Source organism: Aurantimonas sp. 22II-16-19i, from assembly GCF_002088275.1.
Taxonomy (GTDB): Bacteria; Pseudomonadota; Alphaproteobacteria; order Rhizobiales; family Rhizobiaceae; genus Jiella.
In genome coordinates this window covers 21,197-41,430 of record NZ_AQQS01000025.1, presented here as the reverse complement: position 1 = coordinate 41,430, position 20,234 = coordinate 21,197, and the positions used below count along the sequence as shown (strand labels likewise).

The window sequence follows — 20,234 nt, the reverse complement described above, 5'->3', positions numbered from 1 at the left end:
GCGAGCTTCCGGCGAAGGCTGCAACGGCAGCCGGGACGGCGATGACGGATGACGACGAGCGTCTCAGGCCGATGCGACACCGGGATCGCTCTTCGGCCTGCGGGCGTGCCAATCCGTCTGGGTCTGGAAAGCATGGGCCATCCTCGCCAACTGTCCCTCCGAGAGCGATGGGCCGGCCAGCTGCATCGACAGGGGCAACCCCGCGCTGTCGAAGCCGCTCGGCAAGGTGATCGTCGGCGTGCCGGAGAAGTCGAAGGGTGCGGTGAAGCGCAGCAGTCGCACGAGAACGGTCGGATCGTCGCCGAAGGATGCGAGGTCGGAAAGGCTCGGCAGGCGCATCGGCATGGTCGGGATCAGGAACGCGTCGATGTCCTCGAACATTGCCGCCAGAGCGCCGTTGAATCGCAATCGCTCGTGCAGGATGTCGCAAAGGTCGAGCCCGCCGAGGGCTCGCCCCTCCTCGATCAGGCCGGCGAGTTCGGGCCCGTAGTCTTCCTTCTTCGCCGGATAGGTGTCGCGGTGGGCGATGGCCGTCTCCACCGCGCACATCGGGATCCACAGGCTGACGAGCCGCTCATAAGCCGGAAAGCGCACCTCCCTGATCCGCGCGCCGAGCGAGCGGAAGACCGCCTCGGCGGCGGCGAGCGCTGCAGCCGCCTCCGGGTCGACGCCGTCGAAGGCGTAGGAACGATCGATGCCGATCGTCATGCCCCTGATGCTCTTGCCGATCTCTGCGAGATAGTCGGGCACCTCGGCTCGAAGACTCGTCGGATCGTTCGCGTCGGCACCGGCGACGACACCGAGAAGCGCGGCGGCATCGCCGGCCGATCGCGCCATCGGCCCGACATGGTCGAGGGAGTCCGCAAGTGCGAAGACGCCGTGGCGGGAGACGCGGCCCCAGGTGGGCTTGACCCCGGTCAGCGCATTGGCGGCCGAGGGAAAGCGGATCGACCCGCCGGTGTCGGAGCCGAGCGAGCCGTAGCAAAGCCCCGCCGCCGGCGCGACGCCGGAGCCGCTGGAGGAGGACCCCGCCCAATGCCCGGCCCCCCAGGGATTGAGCGGCGGATCGACGTCGGGATGGTGGGTGGTATAGGCGCCCTCGGTCATTTTCAGCTTGCCGAGCATGATCGCGCCGGCAGCTTCCAGCCTGTCGACCACGGTCGCGTTATGGTCCGGGACGAAGTCCCGGTGGATGCGCGTGCCGGCGGTGGTGGGGGCGAAGGTCGAGTAGCAGAGATCCTTCACCGCGATCGGCACGCCGTGGAGCGGCCCGCGCCAGATGCTCCTGCCGATCTCGCTTTCGGCGGCTTTCGCCTGATCCATCGCCCGGTCGGCAAGGACGCAGGCGTAGCTGCGATGGCTGCCGTCCAGATGCTCGATGCGTTCGAGCATGGCCCGCGTCACCTCGACGGGCGAGATCGCGCGGCGACGGATGGCGTCCGACAGGTCGAGCAGGCTGAGATATTCCACGGATTTTCTCCTGTCTGTGCCGATCCGCGCGACGGCATCGCCGCTGCCGCCGGCCGGCCCCGCGCGTGGTTGAGGTGAAACGGCTCCCTGAAGGCGCTCCGCGCCCGCGTGCGGGGCGGCGCCATTCGGGTCTGCCGGTCAGCCGGTCTTGGCCGAAAGCTCCGCCCCGGTGACGAGGACCACCTCGCCATCGAGGATCGGCTTGGCGATGGCGAAGAAGTCCGCCACCGCCTCGCAGCCGTTGTGACGCAGCATGGCTGCCTCGTCGTAGAAGCGCTCATAGGTGGTGAAGCGACGTGGATCGCTGGCGTCCTGCGAAACGAAGAAGCCGACGGTCTCGGGTTCGTTCGCCCCCACATGGTCCGCCACCGCGAGGAGGGCGTCGCGCATGACGTCCTCCTGCCCGGCCATCACCGTGATGACTGCCGTGATGGTGATCATCCGAAGGTCTTCCAGTCGCCTTCCGCCTCGAAGGCGCTGGCGGCCTGGTAGATGGTCGCCTCGGCGTAGTCCCTGGCGACGAGCATCAAGCCGACGGGCAGGCCGTCCGACAGCCCGCAGGGGATCGACATGGCCGGATGGCCGGTGACGTCGAACTGGCAGGTCGCTCCCACCATCTCGAAGGCGCGGGTGATCACATCCTCGAGCGGTGCGTCCTTTGCCGGGATCTTCGTCGCCACCATGGGCAGCGTGGGCATCAGCAGGAGGTCGTATTTTTCGAAGGCGGCGTCGTAGGCGGCCTTCATGCGGCGGGCGAGGTTCTGCGCCTTCGCATAGTAGCGGCCGCGATAGTGCGACAGGCCCCACTGGCCGACCAGCATGGAGAGCTTCAGAGACTTGGACAGTTCGTCGGCCCGGGAACTCCAAGCCGAATGGGCGTCCAGGAGCGCGACATCGTACTGGCCCTTCCAGTTGAACCCCATGCCGTTGCCGATCATCATCTGGGCGACGAGGCCCTCCAGCGCGATCGGCTGCCAGACGGCGGCCGTAAGCGGATGCTCGGGAATCGAGACTTCGGAGACGATCGCCCCCATGGCGGAGAAACGCTCGGCGCCGGCCCTGACCTTGTCGATGACGCCTTCCTGCATGCCCGGGATCGAAAAGCCTTCGACGAGGACGCCGATCTTGAGCCCTTTCGCTCCCTTGCCGAGCGCCTCGGTATAGGCCGAGACCTTCGGGGCATACTGGCGCGGATCGAGGCCGTCGGCTCCGGCGAGAACCTCCAGCAGCAGGGCGTTGTCGGCGACCGTGGCGGTCATGGGACCGGTATGGTCGATCGTTGCCTCGATCGGCATGACGCCGGTATAGGGGACGAGACCGTGGGTCGCCTTCATGCCGTAGATGCCGCAATAGGCGGCCGGGATGCGGATCGAGCCACCCTGATCGCCGCCGATCGCCATATCGACCTCGCCGGCGGCCACCAGCGCGCCGCTGCCGGACGACGAGCCGCCGGCGGAGTAGCCCATCTTGTGCGGATTGTGGACCGGGCCGGGATCGGAGGTATGGCTGCCGCCGGACAGGCAGAAATGCTCGCAGGTCGCCTTGCCGACGATCGTGGCGCCGGCATCGAGCATGCGGGTGACGATCGTGGCGTCGATGGTCGGCACGAAACCCTCGAGCGTCGCGGCGCCGTTCATCATGGGAACGCCGGCCAGGGCGACATTGTCCTTCAGCACCACCGTCTTGCCGGCCAGCTTGCCGCCCGCAGCGCCCTTTACCTCGCTCTTGTAGGCCCAGGCGTTGTAGCGATTCTCCTCACCCTCGGGGCGGTAGCCCGGGACGCGGGGATACGTGACCGGTGCTGTATAGTCCGGAAGGGCATCGACGAGGTCGTAGGCGTCGAAATTCGCCTGCATCAAGGGAAGGTACTCGGCGACCTCCTCGTCGGTGAAGGTCATCCCGAAGTCTTCGGCCATCTCCTTGATGCGGGCGGCGTTCGGGCGGGTGATGGGCATGGCGTTTCCTTTCTCGCGAACGAGGTTGTCCTTGGGGTCTTGGGGGGCTTAGGAGCGTGGGGGGACGCTGCCCGGTCGCCCGGGCGGATGCGGGATCAGGCCATGGTCATGGCCACGTTCCCGGAGAGCAGGCGATCGCGGTCGACCTCGCCGGTGATCCGACCCTTCTGGATCGACAGGACGCGGTCGGACAAGGAGGTGATGAAGTCGAGGTTCTGCTCGACGATGATCATCGAGAGGGACCAGCGGTGGCGGAGCGTCTGCAGCGTCTCGATCATCTCCTCGATGATCGATGGCTGGATGCCCTCGGTCGGCTCGTCGAGGAGGATGAGCTTCGGCCTCGCGCACAGGCAGCGGGCGAGGGCGAGGAGTTGCTGTTCGCCGCCCGAGAGCGCGCCACCGCGGCGGTCGAGCAGGCGCACGAGACGCGGGAAGTCTTCCAGCACGCCGTCGATGACGGCCCGGTCCTCGCTCCTGGCGGCGGCAAGGCCCATGCGCAGGTTTTCCATGACGGTCAAAGCAGGGAAGATCTCGCGGCCCTGCGGAACGAGGCCGAGGCCGAGCCGGGAACGCTGATGCGTCGCCATCCTCGTCACGTCGGTGCCGGCAAAGCGGACTACGCCGCCGGTCGCCGGCAGCGAGCCCATGATGGTGCGCATGAGGGTCGTCTTGCCCATGCCGTTGTGGCCGAGGATGCCGAGGAACTCGCCATCGGCCATGGCGAAGGTCACCCCGGCGAGGATCGGCACGCGGCCATAGCCGGCGCGCAGGCCCTCGACGTCGAGAAGCGGGCTCATGCCGCGACCTTCTTGCCGAGATAGACGTCGCGCACCCGGCTGTCCGCGAGGACGGCGTCGACGCTCTCCTCGATCATGATGCGACCCTGGTGGAAGACGGTGACTGTCTTGGCGATCATCTTGATGAACTCCATGTCGTGCTCGACGACGATCAGCGCGCGGGTCTTGTTGATCTCGCGGATGATCTCGGCGGTGCGCACGGTCTCCTCGTCGGTCATGCCGGCAGCCGGTTCGTCGAGCAGGATGAGTTCGGGTTCCGCGGCGAGCACCGTCCCGATCTCGACCCACTGGCGCTGGCCGTGCGAGAGCTGGCCGACGATCGCGCCGGCAAGCCCGGTCAGCATGATGCGCTCCAGGACGTCGTCGACGATCGCCGCCGCGCGCCCGGAAGCCTCCCGGCGCGCGGCGCGACGAGCCGACAGCCAGATGTTCTCCCGCACCGACAGGCCGTTGAACACATTCGGGATCTGCGTCTTGATGCCGATGCCGAGCCGGGCGATCTGGTGCGGCAGGTTGCCGTCGATCGGATGGTTGCGGAAGCGGATCGTGCCTTCGCTCGGCGTCAGCTGGCCGGTGAGCATCTTGAAGAAGGTGCTCTTGCCGGCGCCGTTGGGTCCGATGAGGCAGCGCAGTTCCATCTCGTCGAGCGCAAAGTTCACATCGTCATTCGCCACGACACCGCCGAAGCGCATGGTCAGGTTGCGGGTCTCGAGGAGGGGAGGGATCTTCGCCATGGGTCACTCCGCTCCGACCGGCTGGCCGGCTGTCAATTCGCGATGCTCTGCCGGCTCGCTCCGGCGCCGGCGTTCGCTGCCGAGACGCCACCCGGCGGAAGCGAGATCGCGGAGCGTCGGAACGAGGCCCTTCGGCAGGAGAAGCACGAAGACGAGCAGGATCGCGCCGAGCACCAGGTTGGAGTTGAAGCTCTGCTGCGAGCCGATCTGCGAGACGAGATACTGGATGAGGAAACAGCCGACGATCGGCCCGATCAGCGTGCCGAGGCCGCCGATGCAGATCCAGATGATGATCTCGGCAGACAGCGACAAGGCGAAGATCGTCGGACCGACGAAGGCGCCCCAGTTGACGTAGAGCGCACCGGCCATGCCGGCGATCGCGCCGCCGAGCACGAACACCCAGAGCTTGACGGCCCGCGGATCGTAGCCGAGCAGCGCGGCGCGCGTCTCGTTCTCGCGGACGGCGACGGCGACGCGGCCGAAGGGGCTGCGAAGCAGGATCCGCAGGCCGACATAGATCGCGATCAGAACCCCGCCGGTGACGTACCAGGACTGCTCGGGAAAGAGGATCTCAGTCGGATCGAACGGCATGTTGAAGGTCGGGACGGCCGGCATGCCGTTGAACCCGCCAAGCCGCGCGGTGCCGATGGTGTATTCGTCACCGGCCGTCGAGTTGAAGACGTTGAAGAGAATGAGCGTGACGGTCAGGGTGATGACGCCGAGATAGACGTCGCTGATCTGGCCGTAGAAGACGAAGTAGCCGAGCGCCAGGGCGAACAGGCTGGGGACGAGGATTGCCATGAGGATCGCCGGGGTGGAATCGCCGAAGTTGATGGCTGCGACCGCATAGGCATAGGCGCCGAGACCGAAGAAGGCGGTTTGTCCGAAGCAGAGAATGCCGCCGAAGCCCCAGATGAAACCGAGGCTGAGCGCCAGGACCGCCATCGACGCGAACAGCGTGAACTGCATCAGCTGGAACAGGTCGGCATAGGCCGGCATGATGGCGACGACGACGCAGGCAAGGAGGACGGCCGCGACCTGGAGGGAGAGCTTGACGTTGTCGGACATGGCTCAGACGGTCCCCTTGAAGAAGCGACCGGAGATGCCCTGGGGCAGGATCCGGATGAGGACGATGGCGGAGAGGAAGAGGATCACCTCGCCATAGACGGGCGTGGTGAAATAGGCGCCGAGCTGGTTGACGAAGCCGAAGAGACCGGAGGCCGACAGGGTCCCCGATATGATCGCCGCGCCGCCGCCGACCACGGTGATGAAGGCTTTGGCGACATAGGCCGCGCCCATCACCGGGGTGATGCCGGACACCGGGGCGAGAACGCCGCCTGCAAGGCCGGTGACGGCTGCGCCGAGGGAGAAGGTCGCCATGTAGATATGGGCGGGATTGACGCCGAGGACCGCCGCCATGTCAGGGTTCTGCATCACCGCCCGGGCGATCAGGCCGAAGCGTGTGTAGCGCAGGACCCCGTAAACGATCGCCATCATCACGACCGCGACGGCCAGGAGGAACAGCGTGTACCAGGAGGTGCGGTAGTCCCCGATGGAAAAGCCGCCCAGCGGCGTCGGAACGCCCTGCATCGTGTTGCCGAAGACCGTCGTCGTGAGGCCGATGATGAGAAGGCTGAGCCCCCAGGTGGCGAGCATGGAATCGACCAGTCGGCCATAGAGGAACCGCACGAGGCAGCGCTCGACCAGGAGGCCGACGAGCCCGACGAAGAGCGGCGCGACGACCAGCATCGCGACCCAGATGTTGACGCCGGCATTGGCCGAGATCACCGCGGCATAGGCGCCGAGCATCACGAACTCGCCATGGGCGAGATTGATGATCCGCATCATCCCGAAGATGATCGCCAGGCCGAGGCAGAGGAGAAACAGCGAGGCCGCGCCGTTGACGACGTTCAGCGCCACGATGGCTGCAAGATCCATGTCGGTCCGATCCTGATCGAGGACTCACGGGCGAAAAGGCTTGGGCGAGAAGGCTTGGGCGGGGAGGCGGACAGCCGTTGCCCGCCTCTCCGGATGAGGATCAGGCGTCGATGTCGATGACGTATTGCTGGTTGTCCGCAGGGTTCTTCGCCAGATCGCAGACCATCGCGGTGTCGGAGGGCTGCACCGCCTCGAACGTCTCCAGAACGTTCCATTTGCGGTCCTTCACCTGCGCGAGATAGGCGTTGCGGACGGTGTGGTGGGTCACGCCATCGAGGGTGACCTCGCCGCTTGGGCCCTTGTAGGAGATGCCGCTCTCCAGGGCCTCGATCACCGCCATTCGGTCCAGCGAGCCGGCCTTCCTGACGCCTTCGGCCCAGAGATGCAGCCCCTCGTAGGTCGTGGCCGTCAGCTCGCTGATATAGGGGATGTCGGCCCAGCGCTTCTTCAGGTTCTGGACGAAAGCCTGGCTCTCGGGGGTCGCCAGTTCCTCGTAGTAGCCGTAGCAGCCGTAGATGTCCGCGCTCACCGCGGCGTCGACGGTGGACGGCTCGTTGACGAGGCCGAAGGTGGTGGAGGCGATCGGGATCTGCCCCTTCATCCCGGCCGACTCCCATTGCCGGTAGAACGACACGTGGTTGCCTCCGACGAGGGCCGAAAGGATGAGGTCGGGTTTCGCTGCCTGGATCTTCGAGATCGTCGGGCCGAAATTGGTGACGTCCAGCGGGAAGAAGTCGACGGACAGGACCTCGCCGCCATTGTCCCGCATGTATTTGGTCATCCACTTGGCGGTGATCTGGCCGTAATTGTAGTCGGCGGCGAGGATGTAGGCCTTCTTGCCGCTGTTCTTCATCGCGTAGGGGACCAGCTTCTCCACGGTCTGGGCCGGGGTGGTGCCGGTGCAGAAGGTGTTCCGGTCGCAGACGCCGCCCTCGTAGAGCACGTTGTAGAAATAGAGCACCTTGAACCGGTCGAATGTCGGCCGGATTGCCTCGCGCGAGGCAGAGGTGATGCCGCCGTGAACGACGTCGACCCGGTCCTTCAGCGCCAGCTGCTGGGCATATTGCGAGTAGAGCTGGATGTTCGACTGGGTGTCGTACTGGATCAGCTGAAGCGGCCGCCCGAGCAGGCCGCCGGCCTCGTTGATCTCCGCCACACCCTGTTCCATCGCCGAGACCATGGTGACGCCCGAAGAGGCGATCGCGCCGGATTGGTCGAGCAGGCTTCCGACCTTGATCGGGTCGTCGCTGCCGAAGGCGTAGCGGGTCGAGATGGCGGGGCTCGCCAGCGCCGCGGTGGCGGAGAGCGACGTCTTGATGAACCTGCGGCGTGTGATCGTCATATCGGAACCCCCTTCGAAACCCAGTGCGAACCGGCGATGGAGTTATTTGAAATCACAAAATTTGAAAAGGCAAATGATTTTTGCGCTGCGGGAGGAAATCGATTCTTCAACCGATCATCGTCAGCTCCAGCCCATCGACCTCGGCCAGATGGATCGGCTGCCGATGGCCTGCGACCTTGGGTTCGTCCGAACCACGCGCGGTGTTTTTCTGACAGGTGCGGCCAAGGCCGCTCACGACGGCCTGGACGGCGAGATCTCCGGCGGCTTCGGCGAGGGCAAGAAGACAGTAGATGCCCTCGTAGCAGGATTGGCCGAAGGCGTTGGCGGGGGGCGGGGTCTCGCCGAAGCGGGAGTGGTAGCGCTCGAGAAAATGCCGGTTGTTGCGGGAATCGATCGAGCCGAAATAGCCCGAGGAGAGAAAAAGGTTCTCCGTCGCATCCGCTCCGATCCCGTAGAGCACCGTCTCGTCGATCGCCGAAGAGAACCGCAGGACCTTTGCCGCGAGCCCGGCTTCGGCAAACGCGCGGTTGAACGAGACGGCCTCGGCACCGAGGAAATAGGGGATCACGACCTCCGCCCGGCTGCCGCGAATCTCGTCGAAGAGCGCGTCATAATCCTCGAAGTCGAACGGCACGATCCGCTCGCCCACGACCTCTCCCCCGCGACTGGCGACGAGGCGCCTTGCGGTCGCCAGTGTCCGACGCGGCCAAACATAGTCGTTGCCGCAGAGATAGTAGCGCTTCGCCGCCTTCTTCTCGAACAGCCAGTCGATGCCGGGCTGCAGCAGCTCGTGCGAGGTTTCGCCGACGGTGACGATCGCCCGGTCGTGCTCCCATCCCTCGAATTGCGGCGTGTAGATGAAGGGGACACGCCCGCCGATCATGGTCGATACGGAGGCGCGCTGGTAGCTGGGGATCATGCCGACGACCGCGTCGATCTCGTCGAGCCCGATCGGCAGATCGACGGCTGCCGCCGCGCTTGCCGCCGAGCGACCCGCATCGATGATCGTCAGATCCACCTCGTCGCCGAGCAGCCCGTAATGGGCGTTGATCTCGTCGACCGCGAGCCGCGCGCAGGCCTCGGAGGACGGCGCCCAGATCCCGGAAGCGCCGCTCTGTGCGATCAAGAGCCCAATGCGTATCATCCGCAACTCCTGCCGTCGGACGATGTCTTCGAAGCGCGCGACGAATTCAGGCGCGGTCCGTTCAGCTTGGCTTTGCATTTCCCGTGCCAAACGAGGGATGGCGAAACCATCGCGAGAGCAGGGGTTTCGGCAGGCGCAGACGCCCGAACACGCGAATTTGAGCATGCTGGCCGGGCAGGCTGCGCGAATCCCGGGCAGCGCCGATCGGTCCCGGCTCGCCGACATTTCCTTCAGGTTCGAAATTGCCTCCGGCGCGGGCAGCGAATATATGAAAATTCCAGTATTCCGGAGACATCCTCATGAATGGCGCGCCTGATTCAGGCTCGGTCGAGCTTTCGGACCTCATTGCCGGCGTCAATCGACGCCTCGACACGGCTGTCGAAGCGCGGTTGAAGCCGGCTGGCGTGCGCATCGAACAGTTCCGCGTCATGGCCTCGCTCGATCGCCGCGACGGCCAGTCGATGGGCGAACTGGCGCCGAGCGTCTTCGTCGATCTGCCGACGTTGACCAAGATCGTCGATCGGATGGTGTCGAGCGGGCTCGTCTACCGTGCCCCCGATCCGCGGGATCGTCGCCGGGTGCTGGTCGTTCTCTCCGACAAGGGCCGACGGAACCTTCGCGAGCTGGTCCCTCTGGTCGAGACGGAACGCCGGCAGGTGATCGACACGCTCAGCCCGGCGGAGACCAGCCAGCTCAGCCATCTGCTGCGCGGCATCCTGGCCTAGCGTTCGGGCAGCCGGGCCGGTTTCCGCGGGTTCGAGGGCCGGGCCCCGGACGCAACGAAGGGGTCGATGCGGGCGCCGTCCGTGAGGCGGGGTGCGGGAAAGCGGCATGGCCGGATCTGTCGGGCAAAGCCGCAGTCGCTGGCCAGCCGCGCCTCCTCTTTCCCGTCACCCCAGTCGATCGAGGGCCTTGCCGACCGCTGCAAACATCGCGTCGATCTCTTCGGCTGTGATGATCAGCGGCGGGCAGAGGCAGAAGGCGTCGCCGACCGCGCGGCCGATGACACCCTCTTCCAGCGCTGCCGCCGCCATCGCCGCGCCGGCCTTGCCGGGCTCGCCTTCGGGGTGGAGTTCCAGCGCGCCGATCAGCCCGACGCCGCGCCTCAGCTTCACCTTGGGGTGCCTGGCGAGTGCGTCGAGATGGCCGAGAAACTGCGGCGACAGCCTGCGGCAGTTGCCGACGAGGTCGCGCTCCTCGATGATCTTGATGTTTTCCAGCGAGACCGCCGTCGCCACCGGATGGCCCGAGGCGGTATAGCCATGGCCGAAGACGCCGATGCGCGAGGATTCGTCGGCGATCGGGGCGTAGAAGGTCTCGTTCATCAGGATCGCCGCGATCGGCATGTAGGACGAGGCCATCTGCTTGGAGATGACCATGACGTCCGGCTCGATGCCGAAGGTCGTCGACCCGAACATGTTGCCGGTTCGCCCGAAGCCGGTGATCACCTCGTCGGCGACGAGCAGGATGTCGTACTTCCTCAGGACCCTCTGGATCTCCTGCCAGTAGTTCTGAGGCGGAACATAGACGCCGCCCGACGCCATCACCGGCTCGCCGAAGAAGGCGGCGATGGTGTCCGGGCCTTCTTCCAGGATCAGCTTCTCGAGATCATCGGCCATGCGGAGGGAGAACTCCGCCTCGCTCTCGCCCGGCAGCGCAATGGAACCGTAGTCGGGGCAGTTCGTGTGCTTCATGCGGTCGAGCGGCAGGTCGAAGCTGGCATGGTTGCGGGCAAGGCCGGTGATCGAGCCGGCGGCGATGGTGACGCCGTGATAGCCCTTGATGCGGCCGATGATCTTCTTCTTGTCGGGCTTGCCGAGGGCGTTGGAGCGATACCAGCAGAGCTTCACCACGAGATCGTTCGCCTCCGAGCCCGAGGAGGTGAAATGCACCTTCGACATCGGCACGGGCGCGATCTGGATCAGCTTTTCGGCAAGCTCCACCGACGGCCCGTGGGTCTTGTGGGAGAAGATGTGGTAGTAGGGCAGCTTCTCCATCTGGGCTTTCGCGACTTCGGCGAGGCGCTTCTCGCCGAAGCCGACGGCCACCGACCACAGCCCGGCGAGGCCCTCGAAATAGCGCTTCCCGTCGATGTCGTAGACATAGACGCCCTCGCCGCGATCGATCACCAGCGAGCCGGTCTTCTCGTGCTGCCTGAGATCGACCAGCGGATGCAGCTGATAGGCCCGGTCGCGGGCCTCGATGGAATTCGGCATGTCGTTCATCGCAGGGTTCTTTCGCTTGGGGGGGACATCGGCGCCAGGATTTTCAGTCGAGCGTATCGATTGCCAGCCGGTTGTCCGAATGGCGCTCGCGGATGTGGGCGAAATCCGGCGCCGACGCCCTGTCCAGCATGAGCTCCAACACGCGCGGCGGCGTCAGCGGCAGTTCGCGGACCTGCTTGCCCGTCGCATGGGCGACGGCACAGGCGATGGTCGCGCCGACATTCAGGATCGGCACCTCGCCGGCGCCCTTGGTGCCGAGCGGGCCGATCGACGGGGCTCCCTCGTGGAGCTCGATCTCGACCGGCACGACATCGCCGGCGAGCGGCACGCGGTAGGTCTCGAAGCTCGTCTGACGGATGGCGCCATCGCGGCCGACATCGGCCTCCTCGTGCAGCGCATAGCCGAGGCCCTGGACGACCCCGCCCTGGATCTGGCCATGAATGGCGCTCGGGTTCAGCGCCCGGCCGACATCCTGCACGACGCGGTATTTCAGCACTTCGACATGGCCGGTGTCGGGATCGACGGCGACGTCGCAGTCGTGGACGGCGAAGACCGGGATGTCGAGCGCCTCGATGAAGTGGCCGGCGCAGCAGCCGGCCATCGCAGGCGTGCCGGCTCCGGTGAAGGAGCCGGTGCCGGCCACCGGCCCGAGGAGGGCCTGGGCGCGGGCGGCGACCTCGGCGATGGTGACGCCGGATCCCCTGGCGCCGGCGATGTCGATGCGCCCGTCCTCCATGACGAGGTCTTCCGCCGAGGCTTCGAGCATGTCGCTCGCCACCTTCAGGAGTTTCGTGCGGACCTCGATCGCGGCGGATCGGCTGGCGGCGCCGAGCGAGACCGTGGTGCGCCCGCCGCCGACGCCGACGTCATAGCCGGCGGCATCGGTATCGGCGGCGCGCACCACCACCTTGTCCGGCGACAGGCCGAGGGTGGCCGCGACGATCTGCGGCAGCGCCTGCATCATCGAGCCCGAGCCGATCTCGACGCCGGAGGTGACGAGGGTGGCGGTGCCATCGGCATTCATGTTGACGGTGGCGGCGGACGGTCCGGTGAAGACGAACCAGGTGCCGACGGTCGTCGCCCGGCCGTGGAGGCGGCCATCCTCGAGCGGCCTGGCGGGCGTTCGCGCGCGCAGGGCCTCCATCTTCGCCAGCATGGGCGCCAGCACGTCGCCCTCGAAGACCTGGCCGGTCGCGCCGAGATCGCCGTCGCCGATGACGTTCCTGCGGCGAAACGCGTCGGGCGCCATGCCGATCGCGGCCGCGATCTCGTCGGTATGCCGTTCCAGCGCGAAGGTGTTGTAGACGCCGTTGCAGGCCCGGAAGGCGCCGTTCGGGGCGGTGTTGGTGTAGACGGCCCGCGAGACGATGCGCACCGCGCCGAGCCGGTAGTTGCCGCCGAGCGTATGGGCGGTCATCGTGGTCAGGAACACCTGCTCGCCGCCATAGGCGCCGCAATCCATCAGCACCACCGCTTCCCGTCCGGCGATCGACCCGTCCGGCGCGATCGCCGAGCGGATGCGGATCTCGGCGTTCTCGCGGAAGAGGCAGGTGGTCATCTCCTCCTCGCGGCTGTTGACGAGGCGCACCGCTCGGCCCGACTTTCGAGCGAGGAGGGCGGCGAAGGGTTCCAGCGCGCAGTCGAATTTGAGGCCGAAGCCACCGCCGACCGGCGGCACTGTCACCCGGATCGACGAGGCCGGGACGGCGAGGAGCGCGGCCACGGTGTTGCGCACGGTCCAAGGCACCTGGGTCGAGGTCTCGATGTGGTATCGGCCGTCCTCGAAATGGGCGACCACCGCGCGCGGCTCGAAGGAAAGATGGTTCTGCCGGCCGACGCGGAACGCGCTTTCGACCACCGTCACGTCGTCCCGGGCGAAGGCGGCATCGACGTCGCCGCGGTCGACGCTCGCCTCCCAGGCGACATTGCCGCCCCGCATGCCGCCCGGCGTCAGGACCTCGTAACCCTGCCACTCCGGATGGACGAGCGGCGCGCCGTCGGCGAGGGCCGCGCCCATGTCGAGCACGGCGGAAAGCGGCGCGATCTCGACCTCGATGGCGGCGAGGGCATCCCGCGCCTGGCGCTCGGTATCGGCCGCGATGGCGGCGATCGGCTCGCCGCAATAGCGCACCGTGTCGACGGCAAGGAGCGGATGGTCGGCGATGCCGAGGCCGGCGCGGCCGGGAGCATCGGCGGCCGTCACGATGGCGCGAACGCCCGGCATGCGCGCCGCCGCAGTCGTGTCGAGGCGCAGGATCCGCCCGCTCGCAACGTCCGACCGCAACAGCGCGGCATGGAGCATGCCGGCCGTCGCGCGATCGATGGTGTAGCGGGTGCGCCCCATCAGCTTGTCGCGGGCGTCGCGGCGGCGGAAGTTCTGGACGGCACGCTCGGCGATCTCACTCATCGACGCTCCTCCATCACGGCGATGGCCGCGTCGACGATGCGCTCGTAGCCGGTGCAGCGGCAGACGTTTCCGACGAGCCCGGCCTTGACCGCCTCCCGGCTCGTCTCGCAGCGGCCGGAGGTGGTCAGGTGCGTCAGCGTCACCACCATGCCGGGAAAGCACATGCCGCACTGGACGGCGTCGTGCTCCTCCAGCGCCGTCTGGACCGGCATCGGATCGTCGCCCGAGGTCAGCCCCTCGACGGTCTCGACGTCGCGGCCTTCGACGAGGACGAGGGGTGTCAGGCAGGAGACGGTCGGCACGGCATCGACCAGCACCATGCAGGCGCCGCAGAAGCCTTCCCGGCACACGGGCTTGGCCCCGGTCAGATGCAGGACGTCCCGAAGCACGTCGACGAGCGGGGTCATCGGCGCGGCGGCGATCTCGCGCTCCTCGCCATTGACGGTCAGGCGAATGGTCATGGCCCGGGCTCCTTCCTTCACGCTTGCGACGCCAGTGCCGCCACGGCACGGCCGACGAGGGCCGGAAGCACCTGGACGCGGTACCAGCCCGGGGCTTCGACCCCCTCCCGGCCGCTGAAGCCGGCGGTGAGCGATCGGGCGATGGCGGAGGCCCGCGCGGGATCGAGGGTCTGTCCGGCGAGGGCGTCCTCCAGTGCCGTCCAGCGCCGGGCGGTCGCTTCCACCGAGCCGACCGCGATGCGGGGCAGGGCGATGCAGCCCCGGTCGTCGATCCCGACCGCCATCGAGACGATCGCCACCGGATAGTCGCCGGCTTTTCTCAGCGGCAGCCGGACATGCACCGAGCGGCGCAGGGATCGCTGCAGGATCACCTTGGTCAGAAGCATGCCGGGGCGAAGATCGACGCGGCGGGCCAGGAATTCGGCGACGGACATGCGTTCGCTGCCCGATAGTCCGGCGATCTCGACGGTGGCATCGAGGCAGAGGAGCGCCGGCACCAGATCGGCCGCCGCAAAGCCCGGCGCGCAGAGATTTCCGCCGAGGGTGGCGGCGCTGCGAACCGCCGGATTTGCGGAGTTTCCGGCCGCCGCGCGAAGGGCCGCGAATTCGGGATGCGCGGCGAGGGCTCCTGCCAGATCGGCATGGGTGACCGCCGCGCCGATCTCGATGGTGTTCCCCGCAACGGCGATGACGGCAAGCTCCGGAATGCGGCCGAGGGCGACATAGGCGGGCGCGAGGGCCTCGCGGCGCAGCGGCGAGCGCATGATCCAGGTGCCGCCGGCAAGCGGTGCGGCGCCTCGCCCCGCTCCCGACAGCGCGGCGAGCGCCTCGGCGATGCTGGTCGGGGTGACGACGGAAGGCGAGGTGGCGGTGAGCATTCCCGAAAGGCTCTTTTTCTGTTCGTCGCCGAAGGCGGGTTGAACGGCTGTTTCAAGAATGGCGGTTCGATCGCCGGCGTCGACCGGGTCAGCGGGCTTCGAGGCGCAGCCTGTCGAGCACGACGCCGAGGATGACGATGGCGCCGAGCACGATCATCTGCACGTAACCGTCGATGCGGGTGAGGTTCATGCCGTTCGACAGGATGGTGATGAACAGGGCGCCGAGGACCGCCGTCGCGACGCCGCCGCGCCCGCCGGCAAGGCTGGTGCCGCCGACGACGGCCGCCGCGATCGACTGCAGGGCCAGCGTGCCGCCGAGATTGGGCTCGCCCGAGCCGGTGCGCGCCGTCATCATCAGGGCGCCGAGGGCGGCGAGGCTGGAGCACAGGACATAGGCATAGACGAGCAGGCGCTTGACCGGGATGCCCGCGACGGCGGCGGCCTGGGGATTGGTGCCGATGATGTAGAGCGAGCGGCCGAACACCGTCCGCGACAGGACGAAGGCGAGGGCCCCGCCGACGACGATGGCGATGACGATGGCGATCGGCAGGCCGAGGATCGAGCCGGTGTAGAAGGTCTGGGAGAAGGTCGCCGGCACGCCCTGGACCGGGCGGCCGTCGGAGATGGTGGTGGCGACGCCGATGGCGATGTTCATGCTGCCGAGCGTGGCGACCAGCGGGCTGACCCCCAGAAGCGCGACGACGACGCCGTTGAACAGCCCGCAGGCGATCGCGAGGGCGAAGCCGGCGGCGACCGCGGCGGCGACGACGACGAGGCCGTTGGCCTCGCCGCCGCCCATGCCGGCCATGGCCAGCGCTGCGCCGACGGACACCATCGACACCGTCGGGCCGAGCGACAGGTCGAAGCCGCGGGTCAGGATCACCACCATCTGCGCCATGGCGAAGAGCGCCAGATAGCTCGCCTGCTGGGCGATGTTGAGGAGGTTGTAGCTCGTCAGGATCCGGTCATCGGCGAGGGCGAAGCCGCCGAGCAGGGCGAGCAGCGCGATCGGCAGGGCGAGCTTGCGCAGCCATGTGTTGCTGAAGGACAGGCCGGACGCGCGGGCGCCGCCTGCCTTGCCGTCGAGGCCCGGGGCCTTGCCGGTGGCGGTGAGATTGGCGTCAGACACGGGACATTCTCCGGCGGCTGAACTCGTCGAGAGCGACGGCAAGGACCATGATCAGGCCGAGGAAGATCGGCTGGATGCGGGAATCGATGTGCAGAAGGTTCAGCGCATTGCCGAGGATGGTGAGGAAGAGGGCGGCGACCGCGACCACCTCCACCCGGCCGATGCCGCCGCGCAGGCTGACGCCGCCGATCACGGCCGCGGCGATCGACTGCAGCATCATCGCGTCGCCGCCGAGGCTCGCCTGTCCCGAGCCGACGAGGGCGGTGAGGAGGATGCCGACCAGGGCTGCGAGGCCGCCCGAGACGACATAGGTGCCGACGAGATGGGGGCGGATCGAGACGCCGGAGACCACGGCCGCCTCCTGGTTGCCGCCGATGGCGTAGACGTAGCGGCCGAACAGCGTGCGGCGCTGGACGAAGACCATGACGAGGATGACCGCCAGCGCGATGTAGATCGCCAGCGGAAAGCCGAGGAACTGCGAGCGGCCGATCGCCTGCACGAAGCCGTTGGGCATGCCGTAGACCGGGATGCCGTTGGTCAGGAGCAGGCCGATGCCGGCCGCGGCCGACATGGTGCCGAGGGTGACGACGAAGCCGGAAACCTTCAGCATCGAGACGCAGAGGCCGTTGAACAGGCCGACGGCGATCCCCGAGCCGAGGCCGGCGGAGATCCCGATGACGATGGCGACGATGTCCGGACCGCCGATCGCGGCGCTCGCCGCGGCCATCGCCTTCGCCGTCACGACACTCGCCAGCGCCACCACCGCGCCGACCGACAGGTCGAAGCCGCCGGCGATGATCACCAGCGCCTGGCCGCAGGCGATGATCGCCAGGAAGGAGGCCATGCGCACGATGTTGACGACGTTCATCCAGCCGAGAAAATACGGCGAGAGCAGCGACGTGCCGACGATGACGATCGCCATCAGGATGGGCAGGAGGCCGATCCTGAGGACCAGATGGAGCATCTCCTGCGAGGATGCATGGCCGCTCCGCGGGGAGAGGGTCGTCGCCGGATTCATGCCGCCTTCTCCCGGGTCTCTTCCTCGAAGAAGCTCGACAGGACGTTCTGCTCGGTCTTGGCCGGGCCCTCGAGCAGCGCGGCGATGCGCCCGTGATGCATGACGTAGAGACGGTTCGACAGCGCCAGGACCTCGGGCAGCTCGGAGGAGACGACGACCACCGCCGCGCCCTGTTCCACCAGCCGCTTGATGAATTCGTAGACCTCGACCTTGGCGCCGACGTCGATGCCGACGCTCGGCTCGTCGAAGAGGAAGATGTCGAGATCGCGCGCCATCGCCCGGCCGAGCATGACCTTCTGGCGGTTGCCGCCGGACAGGTTGCCGACCGGCCGCTCGATGTTGGGGGGCCTCAGCTTCAGCGTCTCCATGATCGGCCCGATCAGCGCGCGCTCGGCGGCCCGCCGGATGATGCCGCGGCGCTGGTAGCGGTCGAGATCGAGCGCCGCCATCGAGACGTTCTCGCGGATCGGGCGGGAGAGGGCGAGGCCCTCGACGCCGCGATTGGCCGGGAAATAGGCGATCCCGGAGCGCAGGCTGGTGCGCGGATCGAGCCTGTGGAGCGTTTCGCCGCGCAAGGTCACGGTCCCCGCGGCGATCGGCGCGATGCCGTAGATCGCCCGCACCAGCTCGGACTTGCCGCAGCCGACGAGACCGGCGATGCCGGTGATCTCGCCGGCCCTGGCGAAGAAGTCGACGCCCTTCACCAGCCCGTCGGCGGTCGACAGGTTCTCGACCGCGATGGCCGTTTCGGTCGGCTTGTGGGTGATCGCCGGAAACAGGACATCGATCTTGCGGCCGGTCATCAGCTCGACGAGCTCGCTGTCGGTGACGGTGGCCGCATCGAGGGTGCGGATGTGGCGGCCGTCCCGCAGAACGGTGACGCGGTCGGCGAGCGCCCGGATCTCGCGCATCCGGTGCGAGACGTAGATGATGCCGACGCCCTGGCTCTTCAGTTTGGCGATCAGCTCGAAGAGCCGGCCGGTCTCGCGCTCGGTGAGCGAGGCGGTCGGCTCGTCGAGGATCAGCAACCTGACGTTGCCGAGCAGCGCCTTGGCGATCTCGGCCATCTGCTGGTGGGCGCGGTCGAGCCGGTCCACCCGCGCCTTCGGATCGAGGTCGAAGCCGAGTTCGGCGATGAGCTCGCGCGCCCGGCGGCGCATCCCGCCCGCATCGAGGACGCCCGCCGCCGACTTCTCGCGGCCGAGAAAGAGGTTCTCCTCCACGGTGAGGCTCGGCACCAGGGAGAACTCCTGGAAGACCGGGCTGATGCCGATGGCGCGGGCCGCGCTCGGCGACAGGTCCGTCATGTCCTCGCCGGCAAAGCGGAAAGTTCCGCTGGTCGGCGGGAAGGTGCCGGAGATGACGTTGATGAGGGTCGACTTGCCGGCGCCGTTCTCGCCGAAGAGCACGTGGAGTTCACCGGCCCTGACGTCGAGATCGACACCGTCGAGGGCGACGACGCCCGGAAACTGCTTGGTGACGCCGGACAGGACGAGCAGCGGTTCGGCGGTCTGTGGGGACGTCGTCTGGCTGATGGTGGCCGGTGCCATTGCCCACTCCTGAAACGGGAGGGTGGACAGGCTCTCCGCCTGTCCACCATTGTCGGTCGAGACGCTGTTACTCGGCCGTGACGGAATATTCCGGGTTCCAGTCGGCGGGCGCCAGCACCAGCTCCATGTTGAGATCCTTGGCCGTCGTCGCGTCGATGACGTCGGCCTTCGGCTGGGCGAGCTTCATGACGTCCTTGCCCTCGACCAGGCGCACCGCCTGATCGATCGCCATGGCCCCTTCGGCGACCGGATACTGGGTCGCGAAGGCGAGGATCTCGCCGCGGTTGAGCGAGTCCAGCATGGCCTGGTTCTCGTAGGAGGAGATGATCTTGATGTCCGGACGGCCGGCCAGCTGGACCGCGCCGACGGCGGCCTCGGCGGTCGGCGCCGTGCCCCAGATGACGTTCATGTTCGGATAGGTCTGGAGGGCGTCCTGGATCAGCTTGAGCTGCACCGCGACGCCCGAATCGCCGAACTTCTCGTCGAGGATCTCGACGTTGTCGTGGCTGGCGACCGTCTCCTTGAAGCCGGTGTTGAAGTCCTCCGCCCAGCCCGAACCCGCCGGTCCCGGGAAGGTCACGACATTGGCTTCCTCGTCGCCGATCGCCGCCAGCAAGCCCTTGGCGGTGACGCCGCCCATGGCGACGAAGTCGACATAGTTGGCGGCCGGCAGCGCATCCTTGGGCAGCGGGTTGGTGACGCCGACGACGGGGATGTTCTTTTCCTTCGCCTCGGCGAATTTCTGGCTGAGGCCCGCCCCGGAGATCGCGCCGACGATGATCGCGTCGGCGCCGCTCGCCATGCAGTCGTCGAACTGCGAGATCTGCTTGGGCAGGTTCTCGTAGCCGCCGGCCTCGTAGAGGTTCATGTTGACGTTGGCGGCCTTGGCCTGGGTGACGATGCCGTAGGCGACGGCGACCCAGAAGCTGTCCTTCATGTGCGGGAAGAGGACGCAGATGTTGTGGGCCTTCTCGGCCTTGCCGAGCGGCGTGTACTCGGCCTCCGTCGGCGTGCCGGAGGACGCGTCGTAGACCGGGAACGGCCACCACGAACCTTCGGCGGCTGCGCCCGGCTGGGCCGAGAGCGCGATGAGGGCGAGGGACGTCGCGGTCGAAAGGGCGATGCGGGTCTTCAGTCTGGCGGCCATGATCTCAAGTCCTTCGTGGGGTTTCGGGGGCATTGTCTG

The 20,234-nt window shown here is 67.5% G+C and carries 19 protein-coding genes; 1 reads left to right on the top strand and 18 read right to left on the bottom strand.

All coding sequences use genetic code 11. The features are described 5' to 3' along the window. Nucleotides 1-63: 63 nt before the first annotated feature. The 10 genes from ATO4_RS18220 to ATO4_RS27295 all read right to left on the bottom strand — a co-directional run bounded on the left by ATO4_RS18220 (nt 64) and on the right by ATO4_RS27295 (nt 9,681). Nucleotides 64-1,470, bottom strand: a complete 1,407-nt coding sequence (locus ATO4_RS18220) for an amidase (RefSeq protein ID WP_245308821.1) — start codon at nt 1,468-1,470, stop codon at nt 64-66. 138 nt (nt 1,471-1,608) lie between these two features. Continuing rightward, on the bottom strand, nt 1,609-1,911 hold the full coding sequence (locus tag ATO4_RS18215; protein ID WP_083592968.1) for an antibiotic biosynthesis monooxygenase: 303 nt from the start codon (nt 1,909-1,911) through the stop codon (nt 1,609-1,611). Further along, a complete protein-coding gene (locus ATO4_RS18210; protein WP_083592967.1) occupies nt 1,908-3,425 on the bottom strand; it encodes an amidase in 1,518 nt (505 codons plus the stop codon). Before ATO4_RS18210 ends, ATO4_RS18215 begins: the two co-directional genes overlap by 4 nt. A gap of 95 nt (nt 3,426-3,520) precedes the next feature. Then, nucleotides 3,521-4,222 (bottom strand): ABC transporter ATP-binding protein, encoded by a 702-nt coding sequence (locus ATO4_RS18205; protein ID WP_083592966.1) that lies wholly within the window; start codon nt 4,220-4,222, stop codon nt 3,521-3,523. Continuing rightward, on the bottom strand, nt 4,219-4,956 hold the full coding sequence (locus ATO4_RS18200; protein ID WP_083592965.1) for an ATP-binding cassette domain-containing protein: 738 nt from the start codon (nt 4,954-4,956) through the stop codon (nt 4,219-4,221). Before ATO4_RS18200 ends, ATO4_RS18205 begins: the two co-directional genes overlap by 4 nt. 3 nt (nt 4,957-4,959) lie before the next feature. Then, complete coding sequence (locus ATO4_RS18195) at nt 4,960-6,024, bottom strand: branched-chain amino acid ABC transporter permease (RefSeq protein ID WP_083592964.1); 1,065 nt, start codon at nt 6,022-6,024, stop codon at nt 4,960-4,962. Nucleotides 6,025-6,027: 3 nt separating this feature from the next. Next, a complete protein-coding gene (locus ATO4_RS18190; RefSeq protein WP_083592963.1) occupies nt 6,028-6,894 on the bottom strand; it encodes a branched-chain amino acid ABC transporter permease in 867 nt (288 codons plus the stop codon). Between the two features lie 100 nt (nt 6,895-6,994). Beyond that, entirely contained in the window at nt 6,995-8,236 is a 1,242-nt protein-coding gene (locus ATO4_RS18185) for an ABC transporter substrate-binding protein (RefSeq protein WP_083592962.1), read from the bottom strand. Nucleotides 8,237-8,342: 106 nt separating this feature from the next. After that, nucleotides 8,343-9,380, bottom strand: coding sequence for a substrate-binding domain-containing protein (locus ATO4_RS18180; RefSeq protein WP_083593006.1), 1,038 nt, complete (start codon nt 9,378-9,380; stop codon nt 8,343-8,345). Nucleotides 9,381-9,441: 61 nt separating this feature from the next. After that, nucleotides 9,442-9,681, bottom strand: coding sequence for a hypothetical protein (locus tag ATO4_RS27295; RefSeq protein WP_139802535.1), 240 nt, complete (start codon nt 9,679-9,681; stop codon nt 9,442-9,444). Between ATO4_RS27295 and ATO4_RS18175 the strand changes: the two genes are divergently transcribed. Beyond that, on the top strand, nt 9,680-10,105 hold the full coding sequence (locus ATO4_RS18175) for a MarR family transcriptional regulator (RefSeq protein WP_083592961.1): 426 nt from the start codon (nt 9,680-9,682) through the stop codon (nt 10,103-10,105). The genes ATO4_RS27295 and ATO4_RS18175 overlap by 2 nt on opposite strands. Nucleotides 10,106-10,270: 165 nt before the next feature. Here ATO4_RS18175 and ATO4_RS18170 read toward each other — a convergent pair whose 3' ends face one another. The 8 genes from ATO4_RS18170 to torT all read right to left on the bottom strand — a co-directional run bounded on the left by ATO4_RS18170 (nt 10,271) and on the right by torT (nt 20,195). Further along, nucleotides 10,271-11,605, bottom strand: coding sequence for an aspartate aminotransferase family protein (locus tag ATO4_RS18170; RefSeq protein WP_083592960.1), 1,335 nt, complete (start codon nt 11,603-11,605; stop codon nt 10,271-10,273). 43 nt (nt 11,606-11,648) lie between these two features. Further along, a complete protein-coding gene (locus ATO4_RS18165) occupies nt 11,649-14,012 on the bottom strand; it encodes a xanthine dehydrogenase family protein molybdopterin-binding subunit (protein ID WP_083592959.1) in 2,364 nt (787 codons plus the stop codon). Further along, nucleotides 14,009-14,473, bottom strand: a complete 465-nt coding sequence (locus ATO4_RS18160; protein WP_083592958.1) for a (2Fe-2S)-binding protein — start codon at nt 14,471-14,473, stop codon at nt 14,009-14,011. Before ATO4_RS18160 ends, ATO4_RS18165 begins: the two co-directional genes overlap by 4 nt. Nucleotides 14,474-14,490: 17 nt before the next feature. Beyond that, on the bottom strand, nt 14,491-15,351 hold the full coding sequence (locus ATO4_RS18155; RefSeq protein WP_083592957.1) for an FAD binding domain-containing protein: 861 nt from the start codon (nt 15,349-15,351) through the stop codon (nt 14,491-14,493). An 88-nt stretch (nt 15,352-15,439) separates the two neighbouring features. After that, a complete protein-coding gene (locus tag ATO4_RS18150; RefSeq protein ID WP_245308820.1) occupies nt 15,440-16,480 on the bottom strand; it encodes an ABC transporter permease in 1,041 nt (346 codons plus the stop codon). Continuing rightward, nucleotides 16,473-17,498: an ABC transporter permease gene (locus tag ATO4_RS18145; protein WP_083592956.1), complete on the bottom strand. Its 1,026-nt coding sequence runs from the start codon at nt 17,496-17,498 to the stop codon at nt 16,473-16,475. The genes ATO4_RS18150 and ATO4_RS18145 overlap by 8 nt, the downstream gene beginning before the upstream one ends. Beyond that, nucleotides 17,495-19,048 carry a sugar ABC transporter ATP-binding protein gene (locus ATO4_RS18140; protein ID WP_083592955.1) on the bottom strand — a complete coding sequence of 518 codons (1,554 nt, stop codon included), beginning with the start codon at nt 19,046-19,048 and terminating at the stop codon, nt 17,495-17,497. Before ATO4_RS18140 ends, ATO4_RS18145 begins: the two co-directional genes overlap by 4 nt. Before the next feature lie 67 nt (nt 19,049-19,115). Beyond that, nucleotides 19,116-20,195, bottom strand: a complete 1,080-nt coding sequence (gene torT / locus ATO4_RS18135) for a TMAO reductase system periplasmic protein TorT (RefSeq protein WP_083592954.1) — start codon at nt 20,193-20,195, stop codon at nt 19,116-19,118. Nucleotides 20,196-20,234 lie beyond the last annotated feature (39 nt).

What these genes read in the sequence shown, in the direction of transcription:
- ATO4_RS18215 (WP_083592968.1), bottom strand. Translation starts at nt 1,911, where the DNA reads ATGATCACCATCACGGCAGTCATCACGGTGATGGCCGGGCAGGAGGAC.
- ATO4_RS18210 (WP_083592967.1), bottom strand. Translation starts at nt 3,425, where the DNA reads ATGCCCATCACCCGCCCGAACGCCGCCCGCATCAAGGAGATGGCCGAA.
- ATO4_RS18205 (WP_083592966.1), bottom strand. Translation starts at nt 4,222, where the DNA reads ATGAGCCCGCTTCTCGACGTCGAGGGCCTGCGCGCCGGCTATGGCCGC.
- ATO4_RS18200 (WP_083592965.1), bottom strand. Translation starts at nt 4,956, where the DNA reads ATGGCGAAGATCCCTCCCCTCCTCGAGACCCGCAACCTGACCATGCGC.
- ATO4_RS18195 (WP_083592964.1), bottom strand. Translation starts at nt 6,024, where the DNA reads ATGTCCGACAACGTCAAGCTCTCCCTCCAGGTCGCGGCCGTCCTCCTT.
- ATO4_RS18190 (WP_083592963.1), bottom strand. Translation starts at nt 6,894, where the DNA reads ATGGATCTTGCAGCCATCGTGGCGCTGAACGTCGTCAACGGCGCGGCC.
- ATO4_RS18185 (WP_083592962.1), bottom strand. Translation starts at nt 8,236, where the DNA reads ATGACGATCACACGCCGCAGGTTCATCAAGACGTCGCTCTCCGCCACC.
- ATO4_RS18180 (WP_083593006.1), bottom strand. Translation starts at nt 9,380, where the DNA reads ATGATACGCATTGGGCTCTTGATCGCACAGAGCGGCGCTTCCGGGATC.
- ATO4_RS18175 (WP_083592961.1), top strand. Translation starts at nt 9,680, where the DNA reads ATGAATGGCGCGCCTGATTCAGGCTCGGTCGAGCTTTCGGACCTCATT.
- ATO4_RS27295 (WP_139802535.1), bottom strand. Translation starts at nt 9,681, where the DNA reads ATGAGGATGTCTCCGGAATACTGGAATTTTCATATATTCGCTGCCCGC.
- ATO4_RS18170 (WP_083592960.1), bottom strand. Translation starts at nt 11,605, where the DNA reads ATGAACGACATGCCGAATTCCATCGAGGCCCGCGACCGGGCCTATCAG.
- ATO4_RS18165 (WP_083592959.1), bottom strand. Translation starts at nt 14,012, where the DNA reads ATGAGTGAGATCGCCGAGCGTGCCGTCCAGAACTTCCGCCGCCGCGAC.
- ATO4_RS18160 (WP_083592958.1), bottom strand. Translation starts at nt 14,473, where the DNA reads ATGACCATTCGCCTGACCGTCAATGGCGAGGAGCGCGAGATCGCCGCC.
- ATO4_RS18155 (WP_083592957.1), bottom strand. Translation starts at nt 15,351, where the DNA reads ATGCTCACCGCCACCTCGCCTTCCGTCGTCACCCCGACCAGCATCGCC.
- ATO4_RS18145 (WP_083592956.1), bottom strand. Translation starts at nt 17,498, where the DNA reads ATGAATCCGGCGACGACCCTCTCCCCGCGGAGCGGCCATGCATCCTCG.
- ATO4_RS18140 (WP_083592955.1), bottom strand. Translation starts at nt 19,048, where the DNA reads ATGGCACCGGCCACCATCAGCCAGACGACGTCCCCACAGACCGCCGAA.
- torT (WP_083592954.1), bottom strand. Translation starts at nt 20,195, where the DNA reads ATGGCCGCCAGACTGAAGACCCGCATCGCCCTTTCGACCGCGACGTCC.